The 25651-nt window shown below is 51.3% G+C and carries 27 protein-coding genes, 2 pseudogenes and 1 other annotated feature; of the genes and pseudogenes, 16 read left to right on the forward strand and 13 right to left on the reverse strand.

All coding sequences use genetic code 11. From position 1 onward, the window contains the following. Positions 1-2 precede the first annotated feature (2 nt). From ACLJXE_RS17270 to ACLJXE_RS17330, 13 genes and pseudogenes are all read left to right on the forward strand, one after another. A complete protein-coding gene (locus tag ACLJXE_RS17270; RefSeq protein ID WP_410751502.1) occupies positions 3-467 on the forward strand; it encodes a BMC domain-containing protein in 465 nt (154 codons plus the stop codon). After that, positions 467-1099, forward strand: coding sequence for a phosphate propanoyltransferase (locus tag ACLJXE_RS17275; RefSeq protein WP_410751503.1), 633 nt, complete (start codon positions 467-469; stop codon positions 1097-1099). Before ACLJXE_RS17270 ends, ACLJXE_RS17275 begins: the two co-directional genes overlap by 1 nt. Next, on the forward strand, positions 1096-1587 hold the full coding sequence (gene pduM, locus ACLJXE_RS17280; RefSeq protein WP_410751504.1) for a microcompartment protein PduM: 492 nt from the start codon (positions 1096-1098) through the stop codon (positions 1585-1587). Before ACLJXE_RS17275 ends, pduM begins: the two co-directional genes overlap by 4 nt. 3 nt (positions 1588-1590) lie before the next feature. Then, positions 1591-1878, forward strand: a complete 288-nt coding sequence (locus ACLJXE_RS17285) for a EutN/CcmL family microcompartment protein (protein ID WP_410751505.1) — start codon at positions 1591-1593, stop codon at positions 1876-1878. Then, the gene (gene pduO, locus ACLJXE_RS17290) at positions 1875-2882 is read left to right on the forward strand and encodes a two-domain cob(I)yrinic acid a,c-diamide adenosyltransferase PduO (protein ID WP_410751506.1); all 1008 of its coding nucleotides are present in this window, start codon (positions 1875-1877) and stop codon (positions 2880-2882) included. Before ACLJXE_RS17285 ends, pduO begins: the two co-directional genes overlap by 4 nt. Further along, positions 2879-4264: a CoA-acylating propionaldehyde dehydrogenase PduP gene (gene pduP / locus ACLJXE_RS17295; protein WP_410751507.1), complete on the forward strand. Its 1386-nt coding sequence runs from the start codon at positions 2879-2881 to the stop codon at positions 4262-4264. The genes pduO and pduP overlap by 4 nt, the downstream gene beginning before the upstream one ends. A 10-nt stretch (positions 4265-4274) precedes the next feature. After that, on the forward strand, positions 4275-5387 hold the full coding sequence (locus tag ACLJXE_RS17300; RefSeq protein WP_410751508.1) for a 1-propanol dehydrogenase PduQ: 1113 nt from the start codon (positions 4275-4277) through the stop codon (positions 5385-5387). After that, entirely contained in the window at positions 5384-6739 is a 1356-nt protein-coding gene (pduS, locus tag ACLJXE_RS17305) for a cobalamin reductase PduS (protein ID WP_410751509.1), read from the forward strand. Before ACLJXE_RS17300 ends, pduS begins: the two co-directional genes overlap by 4 nt. A gap of 2 nt (positions 6740-6741) precedes the next feature. Next, on the forward strand, positions 6742-7296 hold the full coding sequence (gene pduT, locus ACLJXE_RS17310) for a propanediol utilization microcompartment protein PduT (protein ID WP_040231922.1): 555 nt from the start codon (positions 6742-6744) through the stop codon (positions 7294-7296). Further along, positions 7296-7646 (forward strand): propanediol utilization microcompartment protein PduU, encoded by a 351-nt coding sequence (gene pduU / locus ACLJXE_RS17315; RefSeq protein ID WP_048212006.1) that lies wholly within the window; start codon positions 7296-7298, stop codon positions 7644-7646. The genes pduT and pduU overlap by 1 nt, the downstream gene beginning before the upstream one ends. A gap of 4 nt (positions 7647-7650) precedes the next feature. Next, positions 7651-8102: pseudogene (gene pduV / locus ACLJXE_RS17320) on the forward strand (propanediol utilization protein PduV). Beyond that, complete coding sequence (locus tag ACLJXE_RS17325; RefSeq protein ID WP_410751510.1) at positions 8087-9301, forward strand: acetate/propionate family kinase; 1215 nt, start codon at positions 8087-8089, stop codon at positions 9299-9301. Before pduV ends, ACLJXE_RS17325 begins: the two are co-directional and overlap by 16 nt. A 92-nt stretch (positions 9302-9393) precedes the next feature. Next, on the forward strand, positions 9394-10260 hold the full coding sequence (locus tag ACLJXE_RS17330) for an L-threonine kinase (protein ID WP_410751511.1): 867 nt from the start codon (positions 9394-9396) through the stop codon (positions 10258-10260). A gap of 39 nt (positions 10261-10299) precedes the next feature. Here ACLJXE_RS17330 and ACLJXE_RS17335 read toward each other — a convergent pair whose 3' ends face one another. The 7 genes from ACLJXE_RS17335 to phsA form a co-directional block, all read right to left on the reverse strand. After that, on the reverse strand, positions 10300-10635 hold the full coding sequence (locus ACLJXE_RS17335) for a DUF496 family protein (protein WP_003834176.1): 336 nt from the start codon (positions 10633-10635) through the stop codon (positions 10300-10302). Between the two features lie 238 nt (positions 10636-10873). Then, a complete protein-coding gene (locus tag ACLJXE_RS17340) occupies positions 10874-11932 on the reverse strand; it encodes an FUSC family protein (protein ID WP_410751512.1) in 1059 nt (352 codons plus the stop codon). 107 nt (positions 11933-12039) lie between these two features. Then, on the reverse strand, positions 12040-12507 hold the full coding sequence (gene sbmC, locus ACLJXE_RS17345) for a DNA gyrase inhibitor SbmC (protein WP_286628092.1): 468 nt from the start codon (positions 12505-12507) through the stop codon (positions 12040-12042). Positions 12508-12630: 123 nt separating this feature from the next. Next, on the reverse strand, positions 12631-13803 hold the full coding sequence (gene dacD, locus ACLJXE_RS17350) for a serine-type D-Ala-D-Ala carboxypeptidase DacD (protein ID WP_286628093.1): 1173 nt from the start codon (positions 13801-13803) through the stop codon (positions 12631-12633). A gap of 151 nt (positions 13804-13954) precedes the next feature. Further along, positions 13955-14722 (reverse strand): thiosulfate reductase cytochrome B subunit, encoded by a 768-nt coding sequence (phsC, locus tag ACLJXE_RS17355; protein WP_410751513.1) that lies wholly within the window; start codon positions 14720-14722, stop codon positions 13955-13957. Next, positions 14719-15297, reverse strand: coding sequence for a thiosulfate reductase electron transport protein PhsB (phsB, locus tag ACLJXE_RS17360; RefSeq protein ID WP_410751514.1), 579 nt, complete (start codon positions 15295-15297; stop codon positions 14719-14721). Before phsB ends, phsC begins: the two co-directional genes overlap by 4 nt. Before the next feature lie 14 nt (positions 15298-15311). After that, positions 15312-17585 carry a thiosulfate reductase PhsA gene (phsA, locus tag ACLJXE_RS17365; protein ID WP_410751515.1) on the reverse strand — a complete coding sequence of 758 codons (2274 nt, stop codon included), beginning with the start codon at positions 17583-17585 and terminating at the stop codon, positions 15312-15314. A 397-nt stretch (positions 17586-17982) separates the two neighbouring features. Between phsA and sbcB the strand changes: the two genes are divergently transcribed. Continuing rightward, entirely contained in the window at positions 17983-19407 is a 1425-nt protein-coding gene (gene sbcB, locus ACLJXE_RS17370) for an exodeoxyribonuclease I (protein WP_410751516.1), read from the forward strand. A gap of 39 nt (positions 19408-19446) precedes the next feature. Here sbcB and tsuB read toward each other — a convergent pair whose 3' ends face one another. The 6 genes and pseudogenes from tsuB to ACLJXE_RS17400 form a co-directional block, all read right to left on the reverse strand. Continuing rightward, positions 19447-19674 carry a thiosulfate utilization sulfurtransferase TsuB/YeeD gene (gene tsuB, locus ACLJXE_RS17375; RefSeq protein WP_200005963.1) on the reverse strand — a complete coding sequence of 76 codons (228 nt, stop codon included), beginning with the start codon at positions 19672-19674 and terminating at the stop codon, positions 19447-19449. A gap of 16 nt (positions 19675-19690) precedes the next feature. Next, positions 19691-20749: a thiosulfate utilization transporter TsuA/YeeE gene (tsuA, locus tag ACLJXE_RS17380; RefSeq protein ID WP_286628098.1), complete on the reverse strand. Its 1059-nt coding sequence runs from the start codon at positions 20747-20749 to the stop codon at positions 19691-19693. A 177-nt stretch (positions 20750-20926) separates the two neighbouring features. Beyond that, positions 20927-22288 (reverse strand): putrescine/proton symporter PlaP, encoded by a 1362-nt coding sequence (gene plaP, locus ACLJXE_RS17385; RefSeq protein ID WP_410751517.1) that lies wholly within the window; start codon positions 22286-22288, stop codon positions 20927-20929. After that, positions 22278-22340: a membrane protein YoeI gene (gene yoeI / locus ACLJXE_RS17390; protein WP_101741514.1), complete on the reverse strand. Its 63-nt coding sequence runs from the start codon at positions 22338-22340 to the stop codon at positions 22278-22280. The genes plaP and yoeI overlap by 11 nt, the downstream gene beginning before the upstream one ends. 162 nt (positions 22341-22502) lie before the next feature. Next, positions 22503-23487: pseudogene (locus ACLJXE_RS17395) on the reverse strand (LysR substrate-binding domain-containing protein). A gap of 41 nt (positions 23488-23528) precedes the next feature. Next, complete coding sequence (locus ACLJXE_RS17400) at positions 23529-24353, reverse strand: SDR family oxidoreductase (RefSeq protein ID WP_040231914.1); 825 nt, start codon at positions 24351-24353, stop codon at positions 23529-23531. 174 nt (positions 24354-24527) lie between these two features. Between ACLJXE_RS17400 and hisL the strand changes: the two genes are divergently transcribed. Both hisL and hisG read left to right on the forward strand, forming a co-directional pair. After that, positions 24528-24575, forward strand: coding sequence for a his operon leader peptide (gene hisL, locus ACLJXE_RS17405; protein ID WP_100250077.1), 48 nt, complete (start codon positions 24528-24530; stop codon positions 24573-24575). After that, positions 24551-24673 (forward strand) — a sequence feature (His leader region). (Overlaps the previous gene by 25 nt.) A gap of 46 nt (positions 24674-24719) precedes the next feature. Beyond that, on the forward strand, positions 24720-25619 hold the full coding sequence (gene hisG, locus ACLJXE_RS17410; protein ID WP_286628100.1) for an ATP phosphoribosyltransferase: 900 nt from the start codon (positions 24720-24722) through the stop codon (positions 25617-25619). Positions 25620-25651: the final 32 nt, after the last annotated feature.

Here is a 25651-nt window from a genome sequence, read left to right on the forward strand (position 1 = left end):
GCGTGAAGCAATCACTGGGATTACTTGAAGTTAGTGGTCTGGCATTAGCCATCAGTTGCGCGGACGTCATGGCGAAAGCCGCTTCCATCACGCTGGTGGGCCTCGAAAAAACCAACGGCTCAGGCTGGACGGTGATCAAAATCATCGGGGATGTGGCCTCCGTTCAGGCGGCTATATCCACCGGTGCCAGTTTAGCAGAACTACGAAATGGACTGGTCGCGCACAGGGTCATTTCCAGGCCCGGAGAAGGCATTCTTTCCCACAGTGTCCCCGTGCAGCCTGAGCCAGCAGCGATACCTGATGTATCGCAAGAGCAAGAAGAGATGGCTACAGAAATTGCATTACCTGAAGCAGCGCCACAGGCAGAGTTGATTAGCTGCAACCTGTGTCTTGACCCTGCCTGCCCTCGCCAGAAAGGTGAGCCACGCGCGCTCTGCCTGCATTCGGGAAAACGAGGTGAAGCGTAATGGATAAACAGCAACTGGAAACAACGGTCAGTAAAGTACTGGATGAAATGCGTGAACGCCCTATTCCTCTCGGGATTTCGAACCGTCACATCCACCTTTGCGCCGAGGACTACACTCGCCTGTTCCCCAATCAGCCGATTAGCGAGAAAAAGGGCCTGTTGCAGCCCGGACAATATGCCGCAGATCAGACCGTCACACTGGTCGGACCGAAAGGTCAGTTAAAGAATGTGCGTCTGCTTGGTCCACTGCGTAGTACTAGCCAGGTGGAGATATCTCGAACCGACGCCCGCACATTAGGCATCGCTGCACCGCTGCGCATGTCCGGTAATATTCAGGGAACACCTGGCATTCGTCTTATCAGCCCCTTTGCTGAACTGGACTTACCCTCCGGGGTTATTGTTGCTCAGCGACATATCCATATGTCACCGCTGGATGCGCTGATACTGCGCGTATCTCATGGAGATAAAGTCTCCGTGGCAATCAATGGCGATGAACGCCGACTGATTTTCGATAATGTCGCCGTACGCGTTTCACCGAATATGCGCCTTGAGATGCATATCGATACAGACGAAGCCAATGCAGCAGGCGCTGATAATCCGCAGGCATTTGCCACATTGGTGGCCCCACGATGAACAACGAACTGCTGCAACGCATCATTGAGGAAGTTGTTTCCCGGCTCAAAAAACGCGCGGAAAGTACCATCACGCTGAGCGTCGCACAGTTACGGGATATCGATTCCCGGACCTTATGTTGTCAGTACTCGTCACTGCACCTCCTGCAGGCAGACCTGCCTTTACTGGAGAAAATTGCAGATTGCAGTCCGTCCAGTGTCGCGGTGGTAACAATCCACGAGGCGCTGGCATGCGGGCTTCGCGTAAAAATATCTCTACAGCATCAGCTGTTACCGGCACTCCCCGTGAAAAAGCTCGCACGGCTGCCGCTGGAGTTCAGTAATGAACAGGGGCTCATCGTCATGCTGCATCCCGAAACGCTCTTAAGTTATGCCGATGTTGCCAAACTTAACGGTGGCATCCTGGTGCTGCGTCGTCGCTGTGTCGTGACGGTACTGGCCAGGGAAGCCGTTAGTGCGCGAAATGTTCAATTAATTAAGCAGGAGTGAACCATGTATCTGGCAAGGGTTACAGGCGTTGTGGTTTCTACGCAAAAGTCGCCATCACTGGTGGGGAAAAAACTGTTGCTGGTACGTCGAGTAAGCACTGACGGAGAGCTCCCCGCCTCCCCCGCCACCGGAGATGAAGTCGCGGTTGACTCTGTCGGTGCAGGAACTGGCGAACTGGTGCTACTCAGTAGCGGATCCAGCGCCAGGCACGTTTTTTCCGGTCCTAATGAAGCTATCGATCTGGCCATTGTCGGCATTGTCGACACGCTTTCTTACCAGGAGAAACTATGACGATTTATACCCGAACGGGCGACGCTGGCACGACAGCGCTTTTTACCGGACAACGCGTGAGTAAATCACATCCGCGCGTTGAGGCCTACGGTACGTTGGATGAACTCAATGCTGCATTGAGCCTGTGTGCCTGCGCGGTAAAAAGTCAGCAACATCGTCTCTTACTTGAAGATATTCAGTTGCAGTTGTTTTGGTTCAGTGCCGAACTGGCCAGCGAAAGCGAGCAGCCAACGCCCGATCAGCGATACATCAGCTCGGAAGAAATTGCGGCTCTGGAAGCCGCTATCGATACCGCCATGGGGCGAATTCCTCCACAGCGCAGTTTTATTTTACCTGGCCGTAGCGAAGCCGCCAGCCGACTACACTTCGCCCGCACGCTGGCTCGTCGCGCAGAAAGGCGGCTGGTTGAACTCTCGGCCAATGTCTCCATCCGACATGTGTTGATGCGTTATATCAACCGCCTGTCCGACTGTTTATATGCACTTGCACGCGCCGAAGATCATGACACTCATCAAAACGACATCATTCATAAAGTCGCCGAGCGCTATCTTGCAGCCACTCGCACAGCAGTCACCAGGGAGTCGACTATGTCTTTGTCTTTTCATGAACTCCATCAACTGACACGCGCGGCAGTAACGCGCGCTGAAGAGCTCCAGGTCCCTGTCGTTATCAGCATAGTGGATACCAATGGTACGCCTACAGTGACCTGGCGCATGCCAGATGCCTTACTCGTCAGTAGTGAACTGGCGCCGAAAAAAGCCTGGACCGCCGTCGCCATGAAAACTGCCACGCACGAACTGACGTCCGCGGTTCAGCCAGGCGCCGCACTTTACGGTCTGGAAAGCCATATGCAGGGAAAAATCGTCACCTTTGGAGGCGGCTACGCATTATGGCGCGAAGGTTTACTCCTTGGGGGTCTTGGCATCAGCGGAGGAAGCGTTGAGCAGGATATGGACATTGCAGAAACGGCCATTGCGGCGATTAACGTGAGAACACATCAATGAATACTTCAGAACTTGAAACCCTTATCCGCAACATTTTGACTGAGCAACTCGCCCCGGCAAAAACAGACGTTAAAGGCAAGGGTATCTTTCCGTCCGTCGGTGAAGCAATCGATGCGGCTCATCAGGCTTTTTTGCGCTATCAACAATGTCCGCTAAAAACCCGCAGCGCCATCATTAATGCCCTTCGGGAAGAGCTGACGCCTCATCTGGCTTCTTTGGCCGCTGAAAGCGCAACAGAAACGGGAATGGGTAACAAAGAGGATAAATTTCTTAAGAATAAAGCCGCGCTCGACAACACCCCAGGCATCGAAGACCTCACCACCACTGCACTTACCGGTGACGGTGGCATGGTGTTGTTTGAATACTCTCCATTTGGGGTGATTGGCTCCGTTGCACCAAGTACGAACCCCACGGAAACCATCATCAATAACAGCATCAGTATGCTGGCTGCGGGAAACAGCGTTTACTTCAGTCCGCACCCTGGCGCAAAAGCGGTATCACTGAAACTGATTGCCATGATTGAAGATATTGCCTTCCGCTGCTGCGGGATCCGGAATCTTGTCGTCACGGTCACAGAACCTACTTTTGAAGCTACCCAGCAGATGATGGCTCACCCTAAAATCGCAGTTCTGGCGATTACCGGCGGCCCTGGCATTGTTGCTATGGGTATGAAAAGCGGGAAAAAAGTTATTGGTGCTGGCGCAGGAAACCCGCCCTGTATTGTTGATGAAACTGCCGATCTGGTTAAAGCAGCTGAAGATATCATCAACGGCGCATCGTTTGATTACAACCTGCCCTGTATTGCTGAGAAAAGCCTGATTGTTGTCGATGCTGTTGCTGAACGGCTGGTCCAACAAATGCAGTCTTTTGGCGCGTTACTTCTGCACGACGAAGACATTAACAAACTGCGCGCCGTCTGTCTGCCTGAAGGCATAGCCAATAAAAAACTGGTTGGAAAGAGCCCGGCAGCCCTGCTTGAAGCTGCGGACATACCGGTTCCGGCAAAAACACCTCGCCTGTTGATTGGCATCGTCAATGCTGACGATTCGTGGGTCACCAGCGAACAGTTGATGCCAATGCTGCCCATCGTGAGCGTAAAGGATTTTGACAGTGCACTGGCATTGGCACTGAAAGTTGAAGAGGGATTGCATCACACTGCCATTATGCATTCACAAAACGTGTCACGTCTGAATCTTGCCGCCCGCACCCTTCAGACCTCCATCTTTGTGAAGAATGGCCCCTCTTACGCCGGTATTGGTGTCGGTGGAGAAGGCTTTACCACCTTTACTATTGCCACACCAACCGGTGAAGGCACAACGTCAGCGCGAACTTTCGCGCGCTCTCGTCGTTGCGTGCTAACCAACGGTTTTTCTATTCGCTAATGAGGCCGTTATGAATAGCTTTTCACTGCAAACACAATTGTACAGCGGCCAGGGAAGTCTGGATGTGCTCAAGCGTTTCTCCAGTAAGCATATCTGGATTATCTGCGACGGTTTTCTCGCACGTTCACCCCTGATTGAAAAGCTGCGAAATGCTCTGCCCGCGGATAACCGCATCAGTATTTTCAGTGATATCACACCCGATCCAACCATTGGTACGGTAGTTCAAGGGATTGCACAAATGCAGTCCCTGCAACCGGATGTCGTGATTGGCTTTGGCGGTGGCTCCGCACTTGACGCCGCCAAAGCTATCGTCTGGTTCAGCCGTCAGTTTGGTATTGAAATCGAAACCTGTGTGGCAATTCCCACCACCAGCGGTACAGGCTCGGAAGTGACCAGTGCCTGCGTGATCAGCGATCCAGAGAAAGGTATTAAATATCCACTATTTAATAACGCGCTCTACCCTGACATGGCCATTCTTGATCCTATGCTGGTTGTCAGCGTTCCCCCCGCCATTACTGCGAATACCGGACTGGACGTCCTGACGCATGCACTGGAAGCCTATGTATCGACGAAAGCCAGTGATTTCACGGATGCTCTGGCGGAAAAATCCGCGCAAATTGTCTTCCAGTACCTACCTGTTGCGGTTCGCAAAGGCGATTGCCTGGCAACTCGGGGGAAAATGCACAATGCCTCTACATTGGCAGGGATGGCATTTAGCCAGGCGGGGTTGGGTATCAATCACGCCATTGCCCATCAGCTCGGTGGGCAGTTTCACTTACCCCATGGACTGGCTAACGCGCTGTTACTCACTCGTGTCATTCAGTTTAATGCACGCGACCCGCGGGCGGCAAAGCGCTACGCCCGTTTCGCGAAAGCCTGCCATTTATGCCCGGATAGTGCGAATGATACGGCGGCACTCAATGCGCTCATTCATCATATTGAACAACTCAAAAAACAGTGTGCATTACCGACATTTATTGATGCACTGAAAGACGAGAAGCATACCTGGTCGCAACGTATACCGTCGATGGTTCAGGCCGCGCTGGCTGATGTCACGTTGCAAACCAATCCCCGCGTAGCTGATGCCAGTGCCATTCAGGAACTGCTTGAGGAATTATTATGAATACAGCCATGACGGCAGAACATGTTCTTTATGACGCACAAACGATACGCGATCGCGTGCGTGCAGCGGGCGTGGTTGGGGCCGGCGGTGCGGGATTTCCTGCACATGTTAAGCTTCAGGCGCAGGTTGATACGTTTCTGGTAAACGCTGCAGAATGCGAGCCAATGCTGAAAGTCGATCAACAATTAATGGCGGTGCAAGCGGCGAGGCTGGTACGTGGCGTTCAGTATGCCATGACAGCAACAGGGGCCAATACAGGCATTATTGCCCTCAAAGAAAAGTATCAGAAGGCCATCAATGCGTTAACACCGCTTTTACCCGCCAACATCAGGTTACATATTTTACCCGATGTGTATCCGGCTGGTGACGAGGTGCTGACCATCTGGATGGCAACGGGACGGCGGGTTCCTCCGGCCGCATTGCCCGTTAGCGTAGGCGTGGTGGTCAATAACGTCCAGACCGTACTCAATATCGCCAGAGCGGTTGAACAGCAGTATCCCGTCACCCGTCGCACTCTGACCGTCAACGGTGCGGTCGCCAGACCGTTAACGCTGAGTGTTCCCATCGGTATGTCGTTACGCGAAGTCCTGACACTGGCGGGTGGCGCCACCGTTGACGATCCAGGTTTTATCAACGGCGGTCCGATGATGGGTGGCCTGATTACTTCGCTGGATACCCCCGTGAGCAAGACTACCGGGGGGCTGCTGGTATTACCCAAATCCCACGCGCTGATCCAACGACGAATGCAGGACGAACGCACCGTGCTTTCGGTTGCAAAAACCGTTTGCGAGCAGTGTCGTCTGTGCACTGATTTATGCCCAAGACACTTAATCGGTCATGAACTCTCACCGCATCTGCTGGTTCGCGCAGTGAACTACCAACAGGCAGCCACACCGCAGTTGCTGCTCACTGCCCTGACCTGTTCAGAATGCAATGTCTGTGAAAGTGTGGCTTGTCCGGTAGGCATTTCGCCCATGCGTATCAACCGTATGCTCAAACGTGAACTACGGGCGCTTAACCATCGTTATGAGGGACCACTAAATCCTGAAGACGAAATGGCGAAGTACCGTTTGATTCCGGTTAAACGGCTTATCACCAAACTTGGCCTCAGCGACTGGTATCACGACGCGCCCTTGTCTGAGGCAGATTACCCCACAGACGAAACAACACTGCTGTTACGCCAGCATATTGGCGCCAGCGCTATCCCCTGCGTGCAAAAAGGTGAACGTGTTGTTCGCGGCCAATGTGTTGCTGATGTACCCGAGGGCGCGTTAGGCGCACCTGTCCACGCCAGTATTGACGGTCTTGTCAGCGAGATAACCGGGCAATCCATCACGGTAATAAGAGGTTAATCATGTCTCAGGCTATAGGGATTTTAGAACTCACCAGCATCGCCAAAGGGATGGAAGCCGGTGATGCGATGCTAAAAAGCGCAAATGTGAATTTGCTGGTCAGCAAAACCATTTGCCCTGGAAAGTTTTTACTGATGCTCGGGGGGGACGTAGGTGCAGTACAGCAGGCCATTGCAACAGGGACGTCTCTTGCAGGCGATATGCTCGTCGACAGTCTGGTGCTCCCAAACATTCATGCCAGCGTTCTCCCGGCAATTAGCGGACTTAACAGTGTGGATAAGCATCAGGCCGTCGGGATTGTTGAAACCTGGAGCGTAGCGGCTTGTATCTGTGCCGCCGATCGTGCAGTTAAAGCGTCCAATGTCACGCTGGTACGGGTACATATGGCATTCGGTATCGGTGGTAAATGCTACATGGTTGTCGCTGGCGATGTTTCCGATGTCAATAACGCCGTGACCGTCGCCAGCGAAAGCGCCGGGGAAAAAGGTCTGCTGGTTTATCGCTCCGTCATACCACGCCCGCATGAAAGCATGTGGCGGCAAATAGTGGAGGGATAATGGACAGACAACCGCCGACGGATCGCATGATCCAGGAATACGTACCCGGCAAGCAGGTCACGCTGGCGCACCTTATTGCGAATCCAGGTAAGGATTTATTCAAAAAGCTGGGGTTGCAGGATTCAGTCTCGGCCATTGGTATTTTAACCATTACGCCCAGTGAAGCCTCAATTATCGCCTGTGATATCGCCACGAAATCTGGTGCGGTAGAGATTGGATTTCTCGATCGTTTTACCGGTGCCGTCGTACTGACGGGTGATGTTTCAGCCGTTGAGTACGCGCTGAAACAGGTAACCAGAACGCTTGGCGAAATGATGCGTTTTACTGCGTGCCCTATTACCCGGACGTAACCACATGAAACGCATCATGCTAATTGGCCCCAGCCAGTGCGGTAAAACATCACTCACACAATGTTTGCGTGGAGAAGCACTTCATTACCAGAAAACTCAGGCAATTGTCTGGTCGCCAACGACAATAGACACGCCGGGTGAATATCTTGAGAACCGCTGCCTGTACAGTGCGTTGCTGACCAGCGCCTGCGAAGCCGACATTATTGCTCTGGTACTGAATGCCGACGCCCTATGGTCACCTTTTTCTCCCGGTTTTACTGGCCCAATGAACAGACCTGTTATCGGCCTCGTCACCAAGGCCGATTTAGCTGACCCCCAGAGAATTTCACTCGTAGAAAGCTGGTTGGTACGGCAGGAGCGCAGAACGTGTTTATCACCAGCGCGCTGGAGAATAGCGGGGTCGATGAGATGTTCATTTTTCTGAATGCAAAGGAACCGTCATGTCTCACAAAATAATGGCCATAAACGCGGGTAGCTCTTCACTTAAGTTTCAGTTACTGGCGATGCCGCAGGGTGAAATGATCTGCCAGGGGCTGATTGAACGTATTGGAATGTCTGACGCGCAGGTTACGCTTAAAACACCCGCGCAGAAATGGCAGGAGACGTTACCCGTTGCCGATCACCGTGAAGCAGTAACTCTGTTACTGGAAAAACTGCTTGACCTGAACATCATCAAGAGTCTGGAAGAGATCGATGGCGTCGGTCATCGCGTCGCACATGGTGGTGAGTCCTTTAAAGACTCGGCCCTCGTCAACGATGAAACATTGGCTGAAATTGAGCGTCTTGCAGAACTGGCACTGCTGCATAACCCGGTTAATGCGCTGGGGATCGCTGTTTTTCGTCAATTATTACCCGAAGCACCTGCCGTCGCAGTTTTTGACACTGCTTTTCATCAGACGCTGACTGAGCCTGCTTTTATTTATCCTCTGCCCTGGCGCTATTACTCAGAGCTGGGAATTCGGCGTTACGGTTTTCATGGTACCAGCCACAAATACGTCAGTACCGCGTTGGCCGAAAAGCTGGGCGTTCCGCTCAGCGCACTGCGTGTCGTATGTTGTCATCTTGGTAATGGCAGCAGCATCTGTGCCATCAAGGGCGGAAAATCGGTGAATACCTCGATGGGCTTTACACCACAGTCAGGCGTGATGATGGGTACGCGCAGCGGAGATATTGACCCGTCTATTTTGCCATGGATTGCCCTGCGCGAAGGCAAAACACCGCAGCAACTTAACCAACTCCTCAACAATGAATCGGGATTACTTGGAGTTTCCGGTATCTCATCAGACTATCGTGACGTTGAACGCGCCGCAGACGAAGGCAACGCACAGGCTGCACTCGCACTTACACTGTTTGCAGAGCGAATTCGTGCCACTATAGGCAGTTATATTATGCAGATGGGCGGTCTGGATGCTTTGGTATTTACGGGTGGGATTGGTGAAAACTCAGCCCGAGCACGCGCTGCGATTTGCCACAATCTGAATTTCTTAGGTCTGGCCGTTGATGATGAAAAAAATCAGCGCAACGCAACCTTCATTCAAACTGAAACTGCGCTGGTCAAAGTGGCCGTTATAAATACCAATGAAGAGTTGATGATCGCGCAGGATGTTATGCGTATAGCGATATCAGAAACTGTGACATTGGGCGTTCCTGCTTAAGCCTGCAGCACCGCAAATTGCGGCAAATCATGGTAATAGCGCGATCGCCATGACACTATGCGCCGAGGATTGCTGATCACAAAGGTGAAGACGTGGCTGTTGCGCAATGTCCCGCATCGTGCGGAGAACTTATCCAGGGCTGGATTCTGGGCAGTGAGAAGCTGGTCTCCTGCCCGGTTGAATGGTATAGCACCGTCGAGGTCAGTTCAGGTTCACCACAAGTGGATGAACGCCCACTTTCGCGAGCGATGGTTGACCGGTTATTGCAGCACTGGCGCTACCCGGCGCATATCAGTCAGGATATTCGAATCGATATCCAGTCAACGATTCCCATTGCGAAAGGAATGGCCAGTAGCACCGCGGATATTGCCGCCACCGCGCTTGCCACCGCTCATTTTCTGGGTCATCAGTTAGATGAACCTACACTGGCGCAGCTTTGCGTTTCTCTTGAACCTACCGACAGCACCGTTTTCCGTCAGTTAACCCTTTTCGATCATAACGACGCCTCTACGCAAATTTCCTGTGAAGCGCAGCCCCAGCTTGACCTGTTGGTTCTGGAAAGCCCGGAAACATTACGTACCGCGGATTATCACCGCATTCCCCGTCAGCCCGGGCTACAGGCAGGTGCTCCCGCGCTTAAACGCGCATGGGAAAAAGTACAGGAAGCCTGTATTAGTCAAAATCCCTATCGAATGGGAGAGGCTGCCACGCTTAGCGCAATCGCCAGCCAAATGCTGTTGCCAAAACCAGATTTCGATTCGCTATTGGCGCTGGTAGAAGAATGTGATTTATACGGGGTGAACGTTGCGCACAGCGGCAGCGTGGTAGGTCTGATGCTGGACAGAAAACGTCATGATGTTGATTACATCAAATGGATGTTGGCACAGAAAAAACTGACAACTCACTGGCCTGAGCAGCATTTACTGCGGATGGTAACAGGCGGGGTAAAACTACAGTAGGGGTCGCCGCTTAGCCGCGCCCCCTACTGTCATAAAACGTTACTCTGCTTTCGCTTCGCCGTTTTTCACTTCACCCATGGCTTTCAGCTTTTTAGAGATATCACGGCGTTCTTTAGAGATCTCTGCATTCTTGATGATGTAATCATCTACACGATCTTCATAGTCACTTTTCATGCTGGCGATGATACCCTGGATCGCTTCAACGCTCATGCCGGGCTTGATGTAGTCACTCAGGTTGTCCAGCAGCAGGACGCGTTTCTGGTTGTCACGGATCTTTTTCTCAACGTCCTGGATTTCACGTTGCAGTTTGTTTTTACGACGGAACAGACGAACAAATTCCAGCACGTCCTGGAAAGAAGGCTTGGTAGTTTCCATTTTTACACCCCTGATAATGTGAGATTCGGATTCGTTAAAACAACGGCTAAAGTGGGTCAACATTACTTTCATGCCCGCCATACTTCAAGTTGCATCTGCATTGATAATGCATGGCTGAAACCTGAATTATCGAGGGTAAAGCCATTGTAGTTACCAATGGTTTTAGCCTTTTTCAATATCATACCCTTAATCTTTGCTGAATCGAAGCAGCAGTAGAGCCAATCCCCTGATCTGCTCTTTATTTGCGCAGCGCACGACAAATTAAATGTGAGAGCAATTCCAGTTGTCGCGCCATCTCCATATTCAACCAGACATAGCCGTGAATAGGTGTTTCAGCAACATTATCGCCTTTATGCTCAGCAATGAGTTGGCGCAACTCCTCCACGGTGTCGTTGAGTTTTTCCGTATTGGCAAGTATCGGCTGTGGATTACCTTCATAGAGTGCATGAGTGATCGTCAGTAGCGCCTGTTGCGTTCTGAGATGAGTCTCACGCAAGGTATGCGCGTTCAGCATCACAAAGTGACTGGTACGTGTTGCCCACAGCGCGTTGATTTGCAGCTCAAGCATGCACACCAGGTTGCGATTGACCGTCTGAATAGCTTCAAAGATTGATTTTTGGATGTGGGTCTCTTTACTGGCGGGAACAATGAGTCCACGCATTTTGACAACGTCACTCAGTAGTTGCTGTAAATGCTTCTCCAGTCGGGGCTGTTCGAGCAAGTTAGGTGACAATGCAGCCTGATACACCCGGTTATAACCCGCGACACAATGTGCCAGTTGAATACGCCAGTGAATAAATGCTCGCTGCGGCCAGATGCCGGTAAACAGCATCGCCAGTAGCGATCCCAAAATGACGTCGCCACCGCGCCACAACGCTGTATTCATGTCACCCGCGGGAGCCCCGACAACGACGGCAAGCGTTATGCCAATCAGCAACGCCTGATAGGGTTTTTTACCTAATGCCAGCCAGCCGCAGAGAAACATCGCTGCTGCGCACCATATCAGCATAAGCGGAAGTGACAGGAGTTCGAGACGCAGAGCAACCAGCCCAAGGACTGAGCCCAGAATCGTCCCGCCAATGCGTTCAAGCGCTCTTGGGACGACATTACCCCAGAATGAAATGGGCCCCATAATCACAACCAGCGTGATCAGAGGCCACGTACCTTCAGGAATATCCAGCAGGCGAACCAACAGAAAAGTAAGAAGAAACGCCAGCGCAATGCGAATACCGTGCACTACGCGATAATGACGATACAAACGAATTTCAAAAGGACTCAGCGACTTATCGGCACGCACTCATCCACTCCGTCAGGGAATAGCAAAGAACAGAATTGTACCTGCTTTTTTAGTGAAAACATCATCGTTATCACCAGGACTTTCATCCCAATTTACACAAAAAACAGCTACTTCGACTGTACTGGCACATACATTTCGATGTCCCAGTAACCGTCTTCCATTCCATTATTCATATAAATCTCAAAACAGGGTTTGGCTGCTATCTGGTATGTTGCGTCCTGCAGCAGAAGATTAAAAAATTGATACCATGGCGTCGCAAAGTCATGATTTTCAACACGTGCAACAGCAATAGCATACTCACCACCTGCCAGTTCAGTCAGTATCACACCTTCGCTGTTCTCTGGGATCTCAAAATGCTCTGCGACGGAAACCACAGTATCGCAGCGCAGTTTTTCAGCAGGCACAACATCGGGGTTATCGTAATAAACGGCGATCCACTCCAGCGGCACTATCTGCTTGTCATCCACCCACATGACTAACTGCTCAAACCCCTGCTTTACCGTTTGCTCCCACGGTCCAACCATATGAAAACCGGCAATCCTGCGTTTATCGACCTGCTTTATCTCGTACTCCATATAACCTCCTTCACTACACTGTATTTATATACAGTGTAATTTTTGCGTATTGCGGCCACAAGGAAATAGTGATTATTATGTGAGCAGTTTCGCACTCTTGCCAGTCAGTAGCATGGGTGAAAATTACACCTTATGGTGGAAGTAATCGCTCAGACGCGAAAATACGCCGCCTTTACTGACCGATTCCAGGGTGACCAGAGGCCAATGAGCCACCAGTTTATCTCTGTCATAGAGTTCAATTTCCCCCACGCGTTGATGCGCGGCAATAGGTGCTACCAGTTCTTTCTTATCAAGAACATATTTTGCTTTGATATTCTGGACTTCAGCCTTAGGCAGTGCCATCCAGAAATCCTGCTCGGTACCGAGGCTAATTTTTTCTTTATCGCCATACCAGATTCGTTCGACGCCGACTTGTTTACCGCTACGCAAAACCTGCACCGTATCAAAATTTTGTTGCCCCCACTGCAGCAGTTTGCGTGCCTGATCCTCGCGCCCTTTCGCGCTGTCGGCGCCCATGACCACAGCAATCAGGCGACGCTGTCCATCAACTGCGGAGGCGATCAGGTTGAATCCTGCCCCGGATGTGTGCCCGGTCTTCAGGCCATCGATGTTCATCGTTTTATCCCACAGCAGTCCGTTACGGTTTTGCTGCGTGATACCGTTCCAGGTAAGACTCTTCTCACTGTACATGTGGTAGAACTCCGGTTCCCCGTGAATAATCGCCCGGGACAACACAGCCAGATCGTAGGCCGAGCTATGCTGGCCTGGCGCGTCCAGCCCATGCACCGTTTCGAAATGTGTATCTTTAAGCTTCAGCTTCTCAACGTAACTGTTCATCATTGCGACAAACTGTGGCTGTCCACCCGCGATGTAATCAGCCAGCGCCACGCATGCGTCATTGCCGGAATCAACAATTAAGCCGCGGCTTAAATCGCGTACTGAAACGCGATCGCCTTCTTTCAGGAACATTAATGATGAGCCTACAAACACCGGATTATCTTTCGCCCATGCGTCACGTCCGACAGTAACGATATCCGTTGGGCTAATGCGATGGCTATCAATCGCACGATCGACAACATAGCCGGTCATTAACTTGGTCAGGCTGGCGGGGTTGCGTTGCTGGTGTTCATTACCGGCAGTCAGGATTTGGCCCGTGGTGTAATCCATAAGCACCCACGCGCCAGCATTGATGGCGGGAGGCCGGGGGGCAAAACTGGCGACATCAGTCGCATAAGCGGACGAAAAACTTATCGCGAATAGCGAAGCGGCAATAAACAAACGGCGTTTCAACAGCATGTCCTCATAACCAGAAGAAATAGCCGTTCTTTTTACGGAAGTTCTGTCGAACAAACATGGATAAATTGCAAGAAAATGTGACATAAGGCACATTTTCTTGCTGATAAAGAAAGAATGTCAGACGGGCTTCCCCTGCAAAATACCCGCAGGATTAGCCTTTATGTGATGCTGTTTCTGCATGATGGCTGCGATGACGGTGATAGCCGTCAATCATGCTGCGAAAGATTTGCCCCGGCGTGTCACCCAATGTGCACAGGTAAATATGTGCACAAATGAACAAAATGCCAACAATCGCCAACACCATATGCAGCACCAGTACCACCGGCCCGGCCCCTATAATCTGCGGGTAAAGACAGAGCAACCCGGTAATGATTAACAGCGGAACCAACGCATACATGATGGCCAGATAGGCTAACTGTTGCAGGGGGTTAAATTTATTCTCCGCTGTTGCCGCAAACGGATGTGCCTCACCTTTCATTATCCCATACAGATAAAAACGTGTTTGCAGCAGGCAGCGCGTTATCAACCCGCTGAATTGCACACGATAGTGACAACCGTTGCCGCTGGTGGCATTGATCATGACAAAGCCAAGCCAGAAAGCCAGTAATGCGAATCCACACCAGGTGTGCACCTGCACCATCAGAGCTACCGGTCCGATAGAAAAATGGCCGAACAAACCGCTGAGCAGAAGCAGGATAAAAAGCAGCGCATTTCCCCAGTGCCAACGGCGGACAGCCAATGAGTAGAGATAGTCACGGTGCTCTTCTCCGGCTGCCGTTTTGGGTGCCAGCATTCGACGCAGCAGCGCATGAACCACCAGACCGGCAATCATCAACAGAATGACTACGCCTGCATAAATGAGCCACAGCGGCCAGTAGTCTGGCGCATAGTTAAGCTCTGCTCCCCAGATAGCATTCATACTTTTCCCTCCTGATGAATCTCTTTACGCCGGAAAATACTCACTGCACCGCTACGCGTATTCTGCTGACGGTAAACCTCTTTTTGGTGAATCCAGTGTTGAATTTCAGGGTCATCACGGCGACCAAACTTCAGCGCATCCGTAGGGCATACGGAAACACAGGCTGGCGATTGTCCTGCGTCCAGACGGGTGTCCGCGCAAAAGTTACATTTATCTGCAATTCCTGTTTGTGGGTTCAGATAACGTACATGGAACGGACAGGCGGCAACGCAATAATCACAGCCAATACAGCGGGATTTGTCCACCTGCACAATGCCGTTTTCATCCCGAAACGAAGCGCCAGTCGGGCAGACGCTGACACAAGGCGCATCTTCGCAGTGCTGGCAGGAGACGCGGACAAACTGAAAGTGAGACAGCACCTCAGGTTCATTTTCCGGTGAGCGGATCTGTACCTGTAGCCGACTAAAACCTTCTGGCACGTCATTCAGGACTTTGCAGGCAACTGTGCACGCCTGACAACCAATACAGCGTTTCTCGTCATGCAGCATGACATACGGATTTGTTGACTGATTCATGATGTTTTCCTTTCTCATGCCCGACGAAGCGTAACGCCAGAGGTGTGAACCACCGTGCCGGAAACCGGACTGGTCACATGCGGAAGCAAGTTGCCACAGTGGATACCATGCGTTGTCGCCGCGGTTTTCGCGCCGGCCTTGGCGCCGAATCCCATATAGACAAACAGCGTATCGGGTCGAATACCGGCAGTGACCAGCGCTTTGCCTTTCTCCTTACCTGTCGCATTTTCAAGCCAGATGTCATCGCCGCTTTTAATCCCTTTTTCTCCAGCCGTTTTCGGGTGGATCCACACCGCGTTATCCCACATAAGCTCGCTGAGTAATGGGACATATTGCGTCGCGCCATTGGTGTGAACCGCGACTTTGCCTTGAATGAAATAGAGTTCATTGTCGGCCTTGAGCGCAAAATTGCGTGCACGCGGAATACCATAGCCCGGCAGGAGGGTCTCCAGTTCTCCGGAATAAAGTTCGATCTTCCCGGATGGGGATTTGAAGCGCAGTTGTTCGCCATACGTACCGTCATTGTCAACGGCCACGGCGCCCGGATAGTGCGCAGTAAACTGGCGTACCGATTCAGGTTCGCGTAGTAACAGCGGTACGCCCCACTCCCGATACCCTTTCTGGCGCAGTTCAGCAGATAACGCATGATCACCATTGAGCTGATACAGCTGGCGTACTTGCATATCTTGCCACGGATAGTACTGCCCAAGGCCCAGTTGCTCACCCAGCTCTTTCCAGATTTGCCAGCTTGGGCGCGCATCACCAATAGGCTCAACGACCTGCTGGCGCAGCGCATAAGCCGGATTCAGCCCCGACATATCAGAGATTTCTTCATCGCGTTCAAGGTAGGTGCATTCAGGTAACAGGTAATCGGCATAGGCCGCGCTTTCGCTTAAATAGACATCGCAGCTCACCACCAGATCCAACTGCTCAACGGTTTTGACCAGATCCGGTCGACAGGTCACCGTTTGAAAAGGGTTATGCCGGGACATAATCCATCCTTTCACCGGATAAGGCGTCTGGTTTAACACAGCATCGATAATGCTCTGCACCACCCCACCACCCGCAGCGATGTATTTGAATTGCGGCGCGACCAGGTCAATACGCTGTGCCGTTGGCTTAGGAAGTTTGGCATCCGGTTTCGCCAGCACCGGAGCCACCTTCTCTCCCGCCAGCTTATTGTAGGTTGCAGCGGCTTTTTTCTGGTACATGCCGCCTTCGCGCTCAATATTTCCCAGCAGCACGTTGAGGGTGAAAATCATGCGCCGCATGTCGATCTCTTCCTGCGAAAAAGTCGCACGGTGACCTGGACTGACAATAGCATGGGGGGCGCAGGCCGCCATTTCTCGAGTCACCCGGGTAATGGCATCCGCAGGCACGTCGGCCAACTTTTGTGCCCATTCCGGCGTAGCCTCTTGTACCGCCTCGGCCAGTTGGTCAAAACCTGTTGTATAGCGTTCAACGAATTCCGCGTCATACAATTTTTCAGTAACCATGACGTGACACATTGCCATCAGCACCGGTAAGTCTCCCCCCGGTTTAATCGCATGCCATTCATCCGCCTTACTGGAAAATACCGACAGCCGGGGGTCGAAGCTGACCATCTTCGCGCCCTTCTCTTGTGCGGTCATCAGTTCATGAGTATCGGCAACCTCAATCCCTTCATAGAGGTTATGTCCAAAAGAGACCATATAGCGGGTATTGGCGATATCCATTGCTAAATCCCCACCCATCATCACTTTGGCGGCAATGGCTTTACCTGCTGGACAAGTTGAAGCGTGCGTAAAGGTATTTGGTGAGCCAAAAGCCGTCGCCAAATGAAATAAATGGCCGGAAAGCGAACCGGATTTAGAGGAGAATACAACGCCCTGCGGCCCGTATTGTTTTTTTATTGCTGTCATCTTTTCGGCAATTTCTTTATATGCCTGTTGCCAGCTAATGACCTGCCATTCGCCACTGCCACGCGGCCCGGTGCGTTTCATTGGTTTAACAATCCGGTGCGGGTCGTTTACCAGGCTAACACCGCTGCCCCCACGAGCACAAACGCGCGTGCCTTGCTGAGGGGCATTAGGGTTTCCCTGGATAAAAACTGTTTTATTATTAATCACCTGAGCCTGAATTGGACAGCGAAAGGAACACATTTCGCACAGGCTTGGCGTCAGGGATGTTTTCCCTTTAATACTCTCTGGCGAATTTCGCGCCAGTGCGCCAGGTGGGAAACTTCCTATTGCACAGGCCGAGCAGCCAATACCCACGCCTCGCAAAAAATTACGCCGACTAATGCTCATATAACCTCCTGTTATTAGATATATCCAATGATTATATGGCCTTTGAATTATTAATTTTTAACCTCACTCACATTTCATTACAATGAAGTTTCGTTAACCAGCAAGAATGAAACCCATTGTTTATAAAAGAGTTTTAAAGTTTCCAGAACACACCACCAAACGTAAAAATAACAATAATAGTTCTTAATTAGATTATTTATAAACTCACGAGATAACGTGATCTTATTTCATGAAATACCCTTAAAACCTCAAGCCTATTAATTCGTTTTCGTTTAATCACGCTTATCTCAATTTTATTGCGGCCACCGCCGAGCATTGATAATCCCGTTGCTGATTACCGCGCTATTTTTTGGTATTCTTAGATAAGCGCTAAATTGATCCCGGACATAACTGAACAATGAATGACGGCAAGCAGCAACCTGGTTTTCTCTTCCACGATTACGAGACCTTTGGTACCCATCCGGCACTGGACAGACCCGCGCAGTTTGCGGCCATCCGCACAGATAACGATTTCAATATCATTGGCGATCCCGAAGTTTTTTACTGCAAGCCCGCCGACGACTATCTGCCACAACCAGAAGCGGTGCTGATAACCGGTATTACGCCGCAAGAAGCACGTGATAAGGGTGAGAATGAAGCCGCTTTTGCTGCCCGCATCCATGCGCTGTTTACCGTGCCGAAAACGTGTATCCTCGGCTATAACAATGTGCGCTTCGATGATGAAGTGACACGTAATATCCTGTATCGCAATTTTTATGATCCCTACGCCTGGAGCTGGCAGAACGACAATTCTCGCTGGGATTTGCTGGATGTGATGCGCGCCTGCTATGCGCTACGACCGGAAGGGATCAACTGGCCAGAAAACGACGACGGTCTCCCCAGTTTCCGCCTTGAGCATCTGACCCGCGCCAACGGCATTGAGCATGCTAATGCCCACGATGCGATGGCAGACGTGTATGCCACCATTGCGATGGCACAACTCGTAAAATCACGTCAGCCGCGTCTGTTTGACTATCTCTACAGCCACCGTAATAAACACAAGCTGGCTGCGTTGATTGATGTCCCGCAAATGAAGCCCTTAGTGCATGTATCTGGGATGTTCGGTGCATGGCGAGGTAACACCAGTTGGGTTGCCCCGCTCGCCTGGCATCCGGACAATCGTAATGCGGTTATTATGGTCGACTTAGCCGGTGATATTTCTCCCTTGCTGGAACTGGATAGCGACACCCTGCGCGAACGTCTTTACACCGCCAAAGCCGATCTGGGCGATAACGCAGCGGTGCCGGTTAAACTGGTGCATATCAACAAATGCCCGGTTCTGGCACAGGCGAATACGTTACGTCCGGAAGATGCCGATCGCCTCGGAATTAACCGCCAGCATTGCCTGGATAATCTTAAAGTCCTGCGTGAAAACCCGCAGGTGCGCGATAAAGTGGTGGCTATTTTTGCCGACGCAGAACCCTTTACGCCATCGGATAACGTAGATGCGCAGTTATACAACGGTTTTTTCAGCGATGCCGACCGCGCCGCAATGAAGATCGTTCTGGAAACCGAACCTCGAAATTTACCCGCACTGGACATCACTTTTGTCGACAAGCGCATTGAAAAACTGCTGTTTAATTATCGCGCGCGCAATTTCCCCGGGACACTGGATGAAGGGGAGCAGCAACGCTGGCTGGATCATCGTCGTCAGGTATTCTCACCGGCGTTTTTGCAAAACTACGCTAATGAATTGCAGATGTTGAGTCAGCAATACGCTGACAACAAAGAGAAGCTGATGCTACTGAAATCACTCTGGCAGTATGCGCAAGAGATAGTCTGAAGATAAAATACCCTCCGCCAGACGGCGGAGGGATCGTGTTTACGCTTTCTGCACCGTAATGCTCCAGGCGGCGTCCCCCACCTGTTGATAATCAGTAATCACATGCCCTTCTTCTGCGGCCCATTGCGGGATAGCTTCGGTTGCCTGAGTACAGTCAAACGCGATCACCAGTTCGTCACCACTTGCCATTTCTGCCAGTGCCGCTTTTGCTTCAATCAGTGGAAACGGACAAACCTGTGTGACCACATCCAGTTTTTTAATTGCCATCATCAAATCCTTACGCTTAATTTGCCGCAGCAGCGGTTAGTTTTGCCTTACGCTGCGGTCTGATATACACAATCCATGACGCGGTCCAGACGCCGAGAATCATAAAGACCAGGCCAACCCATCCCTGCCAGGTCATCATCGCCGTCATAACCAGACCGTTGCCAATCGAACAGCCACCCGCAATGCTGGCACCAAAGCCCATTAACAGACCGCCAAAGCCGCTACGCAGCGTGGTGGAGGCGTCGGCTGCACGAACGCGAAATTCGCGACTGGCTTTCGCAGCAATAAAAGAGCCGAGAAAAATGCCCAGCACCAGGAACACTCCCCAGTTAATAAACTTACTGTCGCCTGCGACAAGGAATTGCAAAATATTGGCGGTTGGTGACGTGATACCCAGGCCAAACATTCGTCCGGTTGCTTCGCTCAGCGGCCATGCCAACAGCGCAATCAGCCCAATCAGAACCGCAGTAACAAATGGGTGCCAGCGCTTCTCAAACAAAATATGCGCAAGGCCGGTACGGCGAGGCGGTAGCGTAGCGACTTTCAATTTTGGTTTTCTCAGCTCTTTCGCCACCACCCACAATGTAACCGCCAGCAGAATAGCGATCAGTGGCCACACGGACAGGTTCAACGTGTCTGCAATGGAATTATGCTCAGTACTGTAGGTTTTAAGCGCCTGATTCAGCCCACTAGCATGCGTAGAGCGCATCACCGCACTCATCACCATGTAGGTAAACAACGCAATCCAACTGCCAATAAGCCCTTCTCCTGCACGATACCAGGTTCCGGTAGCACACCCGCCCGCATAAACAATTCCAATACCAAAAACATAACCCCCAACAACGGTTCCCAGCCATGGGAAAGTGCCGGCGTCATAGGTGAGCGCCCCCGTCTGGATCAGCGCAAAGACACCCACGCTTTGCACAGAGATGGCTATCAGTAGTGCGTAAAACATACGATTGTTTTTCGCAATGTACATATCGCGAAAACCGCCCGTCAGACAGAATCGCCCACGTTGCATGACAAAGCCAAGCAGCGCGCCACAGATGAGCCCGCTTAACATCATTGAAAACATAAATTAATTAGCCAGAAGTATATTAGTCAGGAAATTATTCATGACTAGCTGGTTCAGAACCAATAACCAAATTCTCTAATTTAGAACTAACAGTTATTAATACTGGCTGGAAATAAAGCAAAGGAATAAAAAAACCGGAGAGCATGTCTCCGGTTTTTTCGATATCAGATGAGGTGATTACGCGATATCTTCATCGTACTGCGGTACCGGGTTGCGGAAACTCTTGGTCACACAAGCCAGGTAGATCAGACCAATACCGGCCCAGATCAGCCCCAGAACCATAGAGCTCTCTTCCAGGTTCACCCACAGCGCACCCACGGTCAGCGCACCGCACATCGGCAGGAACAGATACTGGAAGTGGTCTTTCAGCGTCTTGTTACGCTTCTCACGGATCCAGAACTGGGAGATTACCGACAGGTTAACGAAGGTAAACGCCACCAGTGCACCAAAGTTAATCAGCGCCGTCGCCATCACCAGGTCGAAGTTAATTGCCAGCAGGGCAATCGCACCAACCAGGATGATGTTCATGGACGGAGTACGCCATTTCGGGTGTACATAACCGAAGAAACTTTTCGGGAATACACCGTCACGCCCCATCACGTACATCAGACGCGCTACGCCTGCATGTGCTGCCATACCGGATGCCAGTACGGTAATGGTGGAGAAAATCAGCGCACCGACCTGGAAGAACTTACCGGCAACGTACAGCATGATTTCAGGCTGCGAAGCATCCGGGTCCTTGAAGCGAGAGATATCCGGGAAGTACAGTTGCAACAGATAGGTAGAGACAATAAAGATCAGGCCACCGATCAGTGCGGTCAGGAAAATTGCACGCGGGATCACACGCTCAGCATCCTTGGTCTCTTCAGAGAGGTTGCTGATACCGTCGAAACCGGTGAACGAGAAGCACAAAATAGTAGCACCAGTGATCATTGGAATCACGTGTGCATCACCTGACCAGAACGGACGGCTGCTCACCAGCGTACCCGCACCTTCCCCTTCGAAGACGCCATAAATAACCATGCCGAGGATCACCGCAATCAACACGACCTGCAACAGCACGATCACGGTGTTGAAGTTCGCGACAGATTTGAGGCTGCGCAGGTTAAAAGCAGTCATAAAGGCCACCAGTGCTACCACGAACATCCATGACGGTATCGACGGCACCAGGGCTTCAAAATAGATTTTCGCCAACAGAATGTTGATCATCGGTGCGAACAGGTAGTCCAGCAGTGATGACCAACCCACCATAAAGCCAACGGTCGGGCTAATGGATTTCTGGGCGTAAGTGTAGGCAGAGCCTGCAGACGGATAGCGACGCACCAGTTTACCGTAGCTCAGTGCGGTAAAAAGGATGGCGATCAGTGCAAAGGCGTAAGCTGTCGGGACGTGACCATCGGTCATTCCTGATACGATACCGAATGTATCGAACAGCGTCATCGGCTGCATATAGGCAAGGCCCATCATGACAACCGGAACCAGCGTAAGCGTTTTACGTAATTCCACGCGAGAGGTGTTTGGAGTAGCGTTATGCGACATGGTTATCCTCCATTACGGCGGAAACCGTCGCGTAAGCAAAAAATTGCCCCATTTTTTGTTAATCCTCAGCGACAACAACTGTCGATTTTTAAGTAAGTATCTATCCGGTACGAAGCCCGGCCTCTTTTATGAATGATTGGTTTGATGCAAAAAAATAACCGACGCGTATTAAAACGTCGGTTAATCTCATTTTTTGCAAGCGGCGCATTGTGCACTAAATTAGGGCGAAATGACAAGAGAATGAGAGCCTTGTCAAAAAATATTTTTCCCTAACCGATTGATTTATCGACAACCGTTTTTACATAGACACCCGCGATAGCACTATTTGCTAAAATTTCATCCCGCCACCATGCACTGGCTAATCCCGCAGTCTGCTCGTTCCAGCCAATCCACACGGGTTCAAACAGAATTTGCGCGACAACTTTCTTCTCAATCAGTGCCCCGCTGTCCAGAAATCGTTGTGCCAGATAGCGCGGAATATAACCACATCCCAGGCCACTTATCTGCAGTTCCAGCTTGGTTTTGAAGTCAAAAACGGTGATGGCTTCCTGATCGTCAAGAAGCTGAGAAGCCGATACGTTCGCGGGATGGGCATTATCGCCGACCACAATGGCGCGAAAACGTTTGATCGTTCTACGACTCAGCGGTTCCGGCTCCTGCGCCAATGGATGATGGGGGGCAACAACAAAAGCCTGTTCAAGCACGCCCAGGCGCGCAAAACCAAAGTCACTCGCTGTTGGTGGATCACGCATGGCACCCACAATGATATCGGCCCGGCCCTGAATCAGGGCATCCCAGGAACCGCCCAGTACGCCATTGATAAATTTAAGACGCGTTACGCTGTGGTGTTGATAGAAAGATTCGATGAGCGGGGCAAGAAGAGAAAAGGGAAAGGTATCGTCTACGCCGATAACCAGTTCATTCTCCCAGCCTTCATGCAGTTTGATGGCCTGCTTTTCAAGTTCGCGCACGGTATGTAATACCTCGCGTCCCTTTTCCAGTAGCATTTGCCCGGTACGGGTAAATTTGGCCCGGTGCCCACTGCGATCCAACAACTGAATATTAAGATCGCTTTCCAGTTTGTGGACGGTATAACTCAGCGCTGACGGCGTCTTAAACAATTTTGCTGACGCCGCCGCGAAACTCCCCTCTTTTTCTAACGCATCAAGAATGATCAGAACATCCAGCAGTGGTTTCATACTCGCCCCCTGGCGGTATACAGCGACACTCTGCTGATCTGTCACTCCATCGGCATCACCAGCGGATCGGGATACTGGTACTCAAACCCAAGCTCATTACAAATTCGGTTGCCATCAATGACTTTACCTTTACCGTTATCCACTCCGTCCCGGAAATCCGGTGGTTCCATGCCCAACAGACGAGCCATCTGCGGGTAGAACACATTGCGCGCCGGGTGCATAGGCGCACATATATTATAGATGTGTCCCCCTTTAGGCGCTTGTAGTAGCAACGTGATAGCAGAAACCACATCATCCAGATGCACCAGATTGACGCCATGCTGTCCATCAGGTGCTGTTTTACCCGCAAAGAAGCGACCTGGATGTCTGCCCGGTCCCACCAGACCTGCCAGGCGCAGAATATCCACTGACGTTCCCGGCAGATTGTGCAGCCAGTCTTCAAGTTCTTTCAGGACACGGCCACTTGCCGTGACCGGATTGCGTGGTGTGCCCTCTTTCACCGTCCCCTGCACATCACCATAAACCGAGGTGGAGCTGGTAAAAATAATCCGTGGAATGCGATATGCCAGCGCACTGTCGACCAGTTCCTGCATTGCCTGCAAATAAAACGTCTCGCCAGGGCCACTGCGGCGTGCAGGCAGGGTGATGACCAGCGCATCCGCATCCATTAGCGCATCGAGATCGTCAGGTTCACAGACCAGTTCAGGCTCCAGACGCAGCGAGTAGCTTTCAATACCGCTCATTCGGGCCGCTTCCACCCCATCCAATGTGGTTTTGCTGCCGGTAACCTGCCAGCCCCTGGCCGCCAGAGACATGGCTAACGGCATGCCTAACCAACCTAATCCGACAATTGCGACCTTTTTCATGCCTTTTCTCCTGACTTTTGGCCTATAACCCAAGGCTACGCCAGCCCACGGTGGCTGACAATTTATAGTATCAATATGAAATGAATTAATGATCAAAAAAAGCCCTTGCTTTCCGTGGCTAAAGTGGTTTAGGTTAAAAGACATCACATGAATAAACATTCATCGAGAAAATTTATGACACGCGCTCAATTTAAACACCATCATCACCATCATCCTGACTAGTCTTTCAGGCGATGTGTGCTGGGAGACATTTAAATCTTCCAGCGGTGCATGAGCGTATGAGAAAGCCCCCGGAAGATTTCTTCCGGGGGCTTTTTTTTTGTGCGTGACCCAAACCGATTCAGACAGGATAACGAGGAATAAAGAATGTTAGACAACACCCGCTTACGCATAGCTATGCAGAAATCAGGCCGTTTAAGCGATGACTCACGCGAATTGCTGGCCCGCTGTGGCATTAAAATTAATCTTCACACCCAGCGCCTGATTGCGATGGCAGAGAATATGCCTATCGATATTCTCCGCGTACGCGATGACGATATTCCGGGTCTGGTCATGGATGGCGTCGTTGATCTCGGCATCATCGGTGAAAACGTGCTGGAAGAAGAACTGCTTAACCGCCGGGCGCAGGGTGAAGATCCTCGTTACTTTACGTTACGTCGTCTGGACTTTGGCGGCTGTCGTCTTTCGCTGGCGACTCCGGTTGACGAAGCCTGGGACGGTCCATCTGCACTGAACGGCAAACGTATCGCCACCTCTTATCCGCACCTGCTCAAACGCTATCTCGACCAGAAAGGGGTTTCGTTCAAATCCTGTTTGTTAAACGGGTCTGTCGAAGTTGCTCCCCGTGCGGGACTTGCAGATGCAATCTGCGATCTGGTCTCCACTGGTGCAACGCTTGAAGCCAACGGCCTGCGTGAAGTGGAAGTCATTTACCGCTCCAAAGCCTGCCTGATTCAGCGTGACGGAGAAATGGCGTCAGCGAAGCAACAACTGATTGATAAGCTGCTGACCCGAATTCAGGGGGTTATTCAGGCTCGCGAATCTAAATACATCATGATGCACGCGCCAAGTGAACGTCTGGACGACGTTATCGCCTTGCTGCCAGGCGCTGAACGCCCAACGATTTTGCCACTGGCCGGCGATCAGCAGCGCGTGGCAATGCATATGGTTAGCAGCGAAACCCTGTTCTGGGAAACGATGGAAAAACTGAAAGCGCTTGGTGCCAGCTCCATCCTGGTGCTGCCTATTGAGAAGATGATGGAGTAATTCTACTTATGCTGCCCGGTGACGTTTCGCTT

Source organism: Citrobacter sp. U14242, from assembly GCF_046555775.1.
Taxonomy (GTDB): domain Bacteria; phylum Pseudomonadota; class Gammaproteobacteria; order Enterobacterales; family Enterobacteriaceae; genus Citrobacter.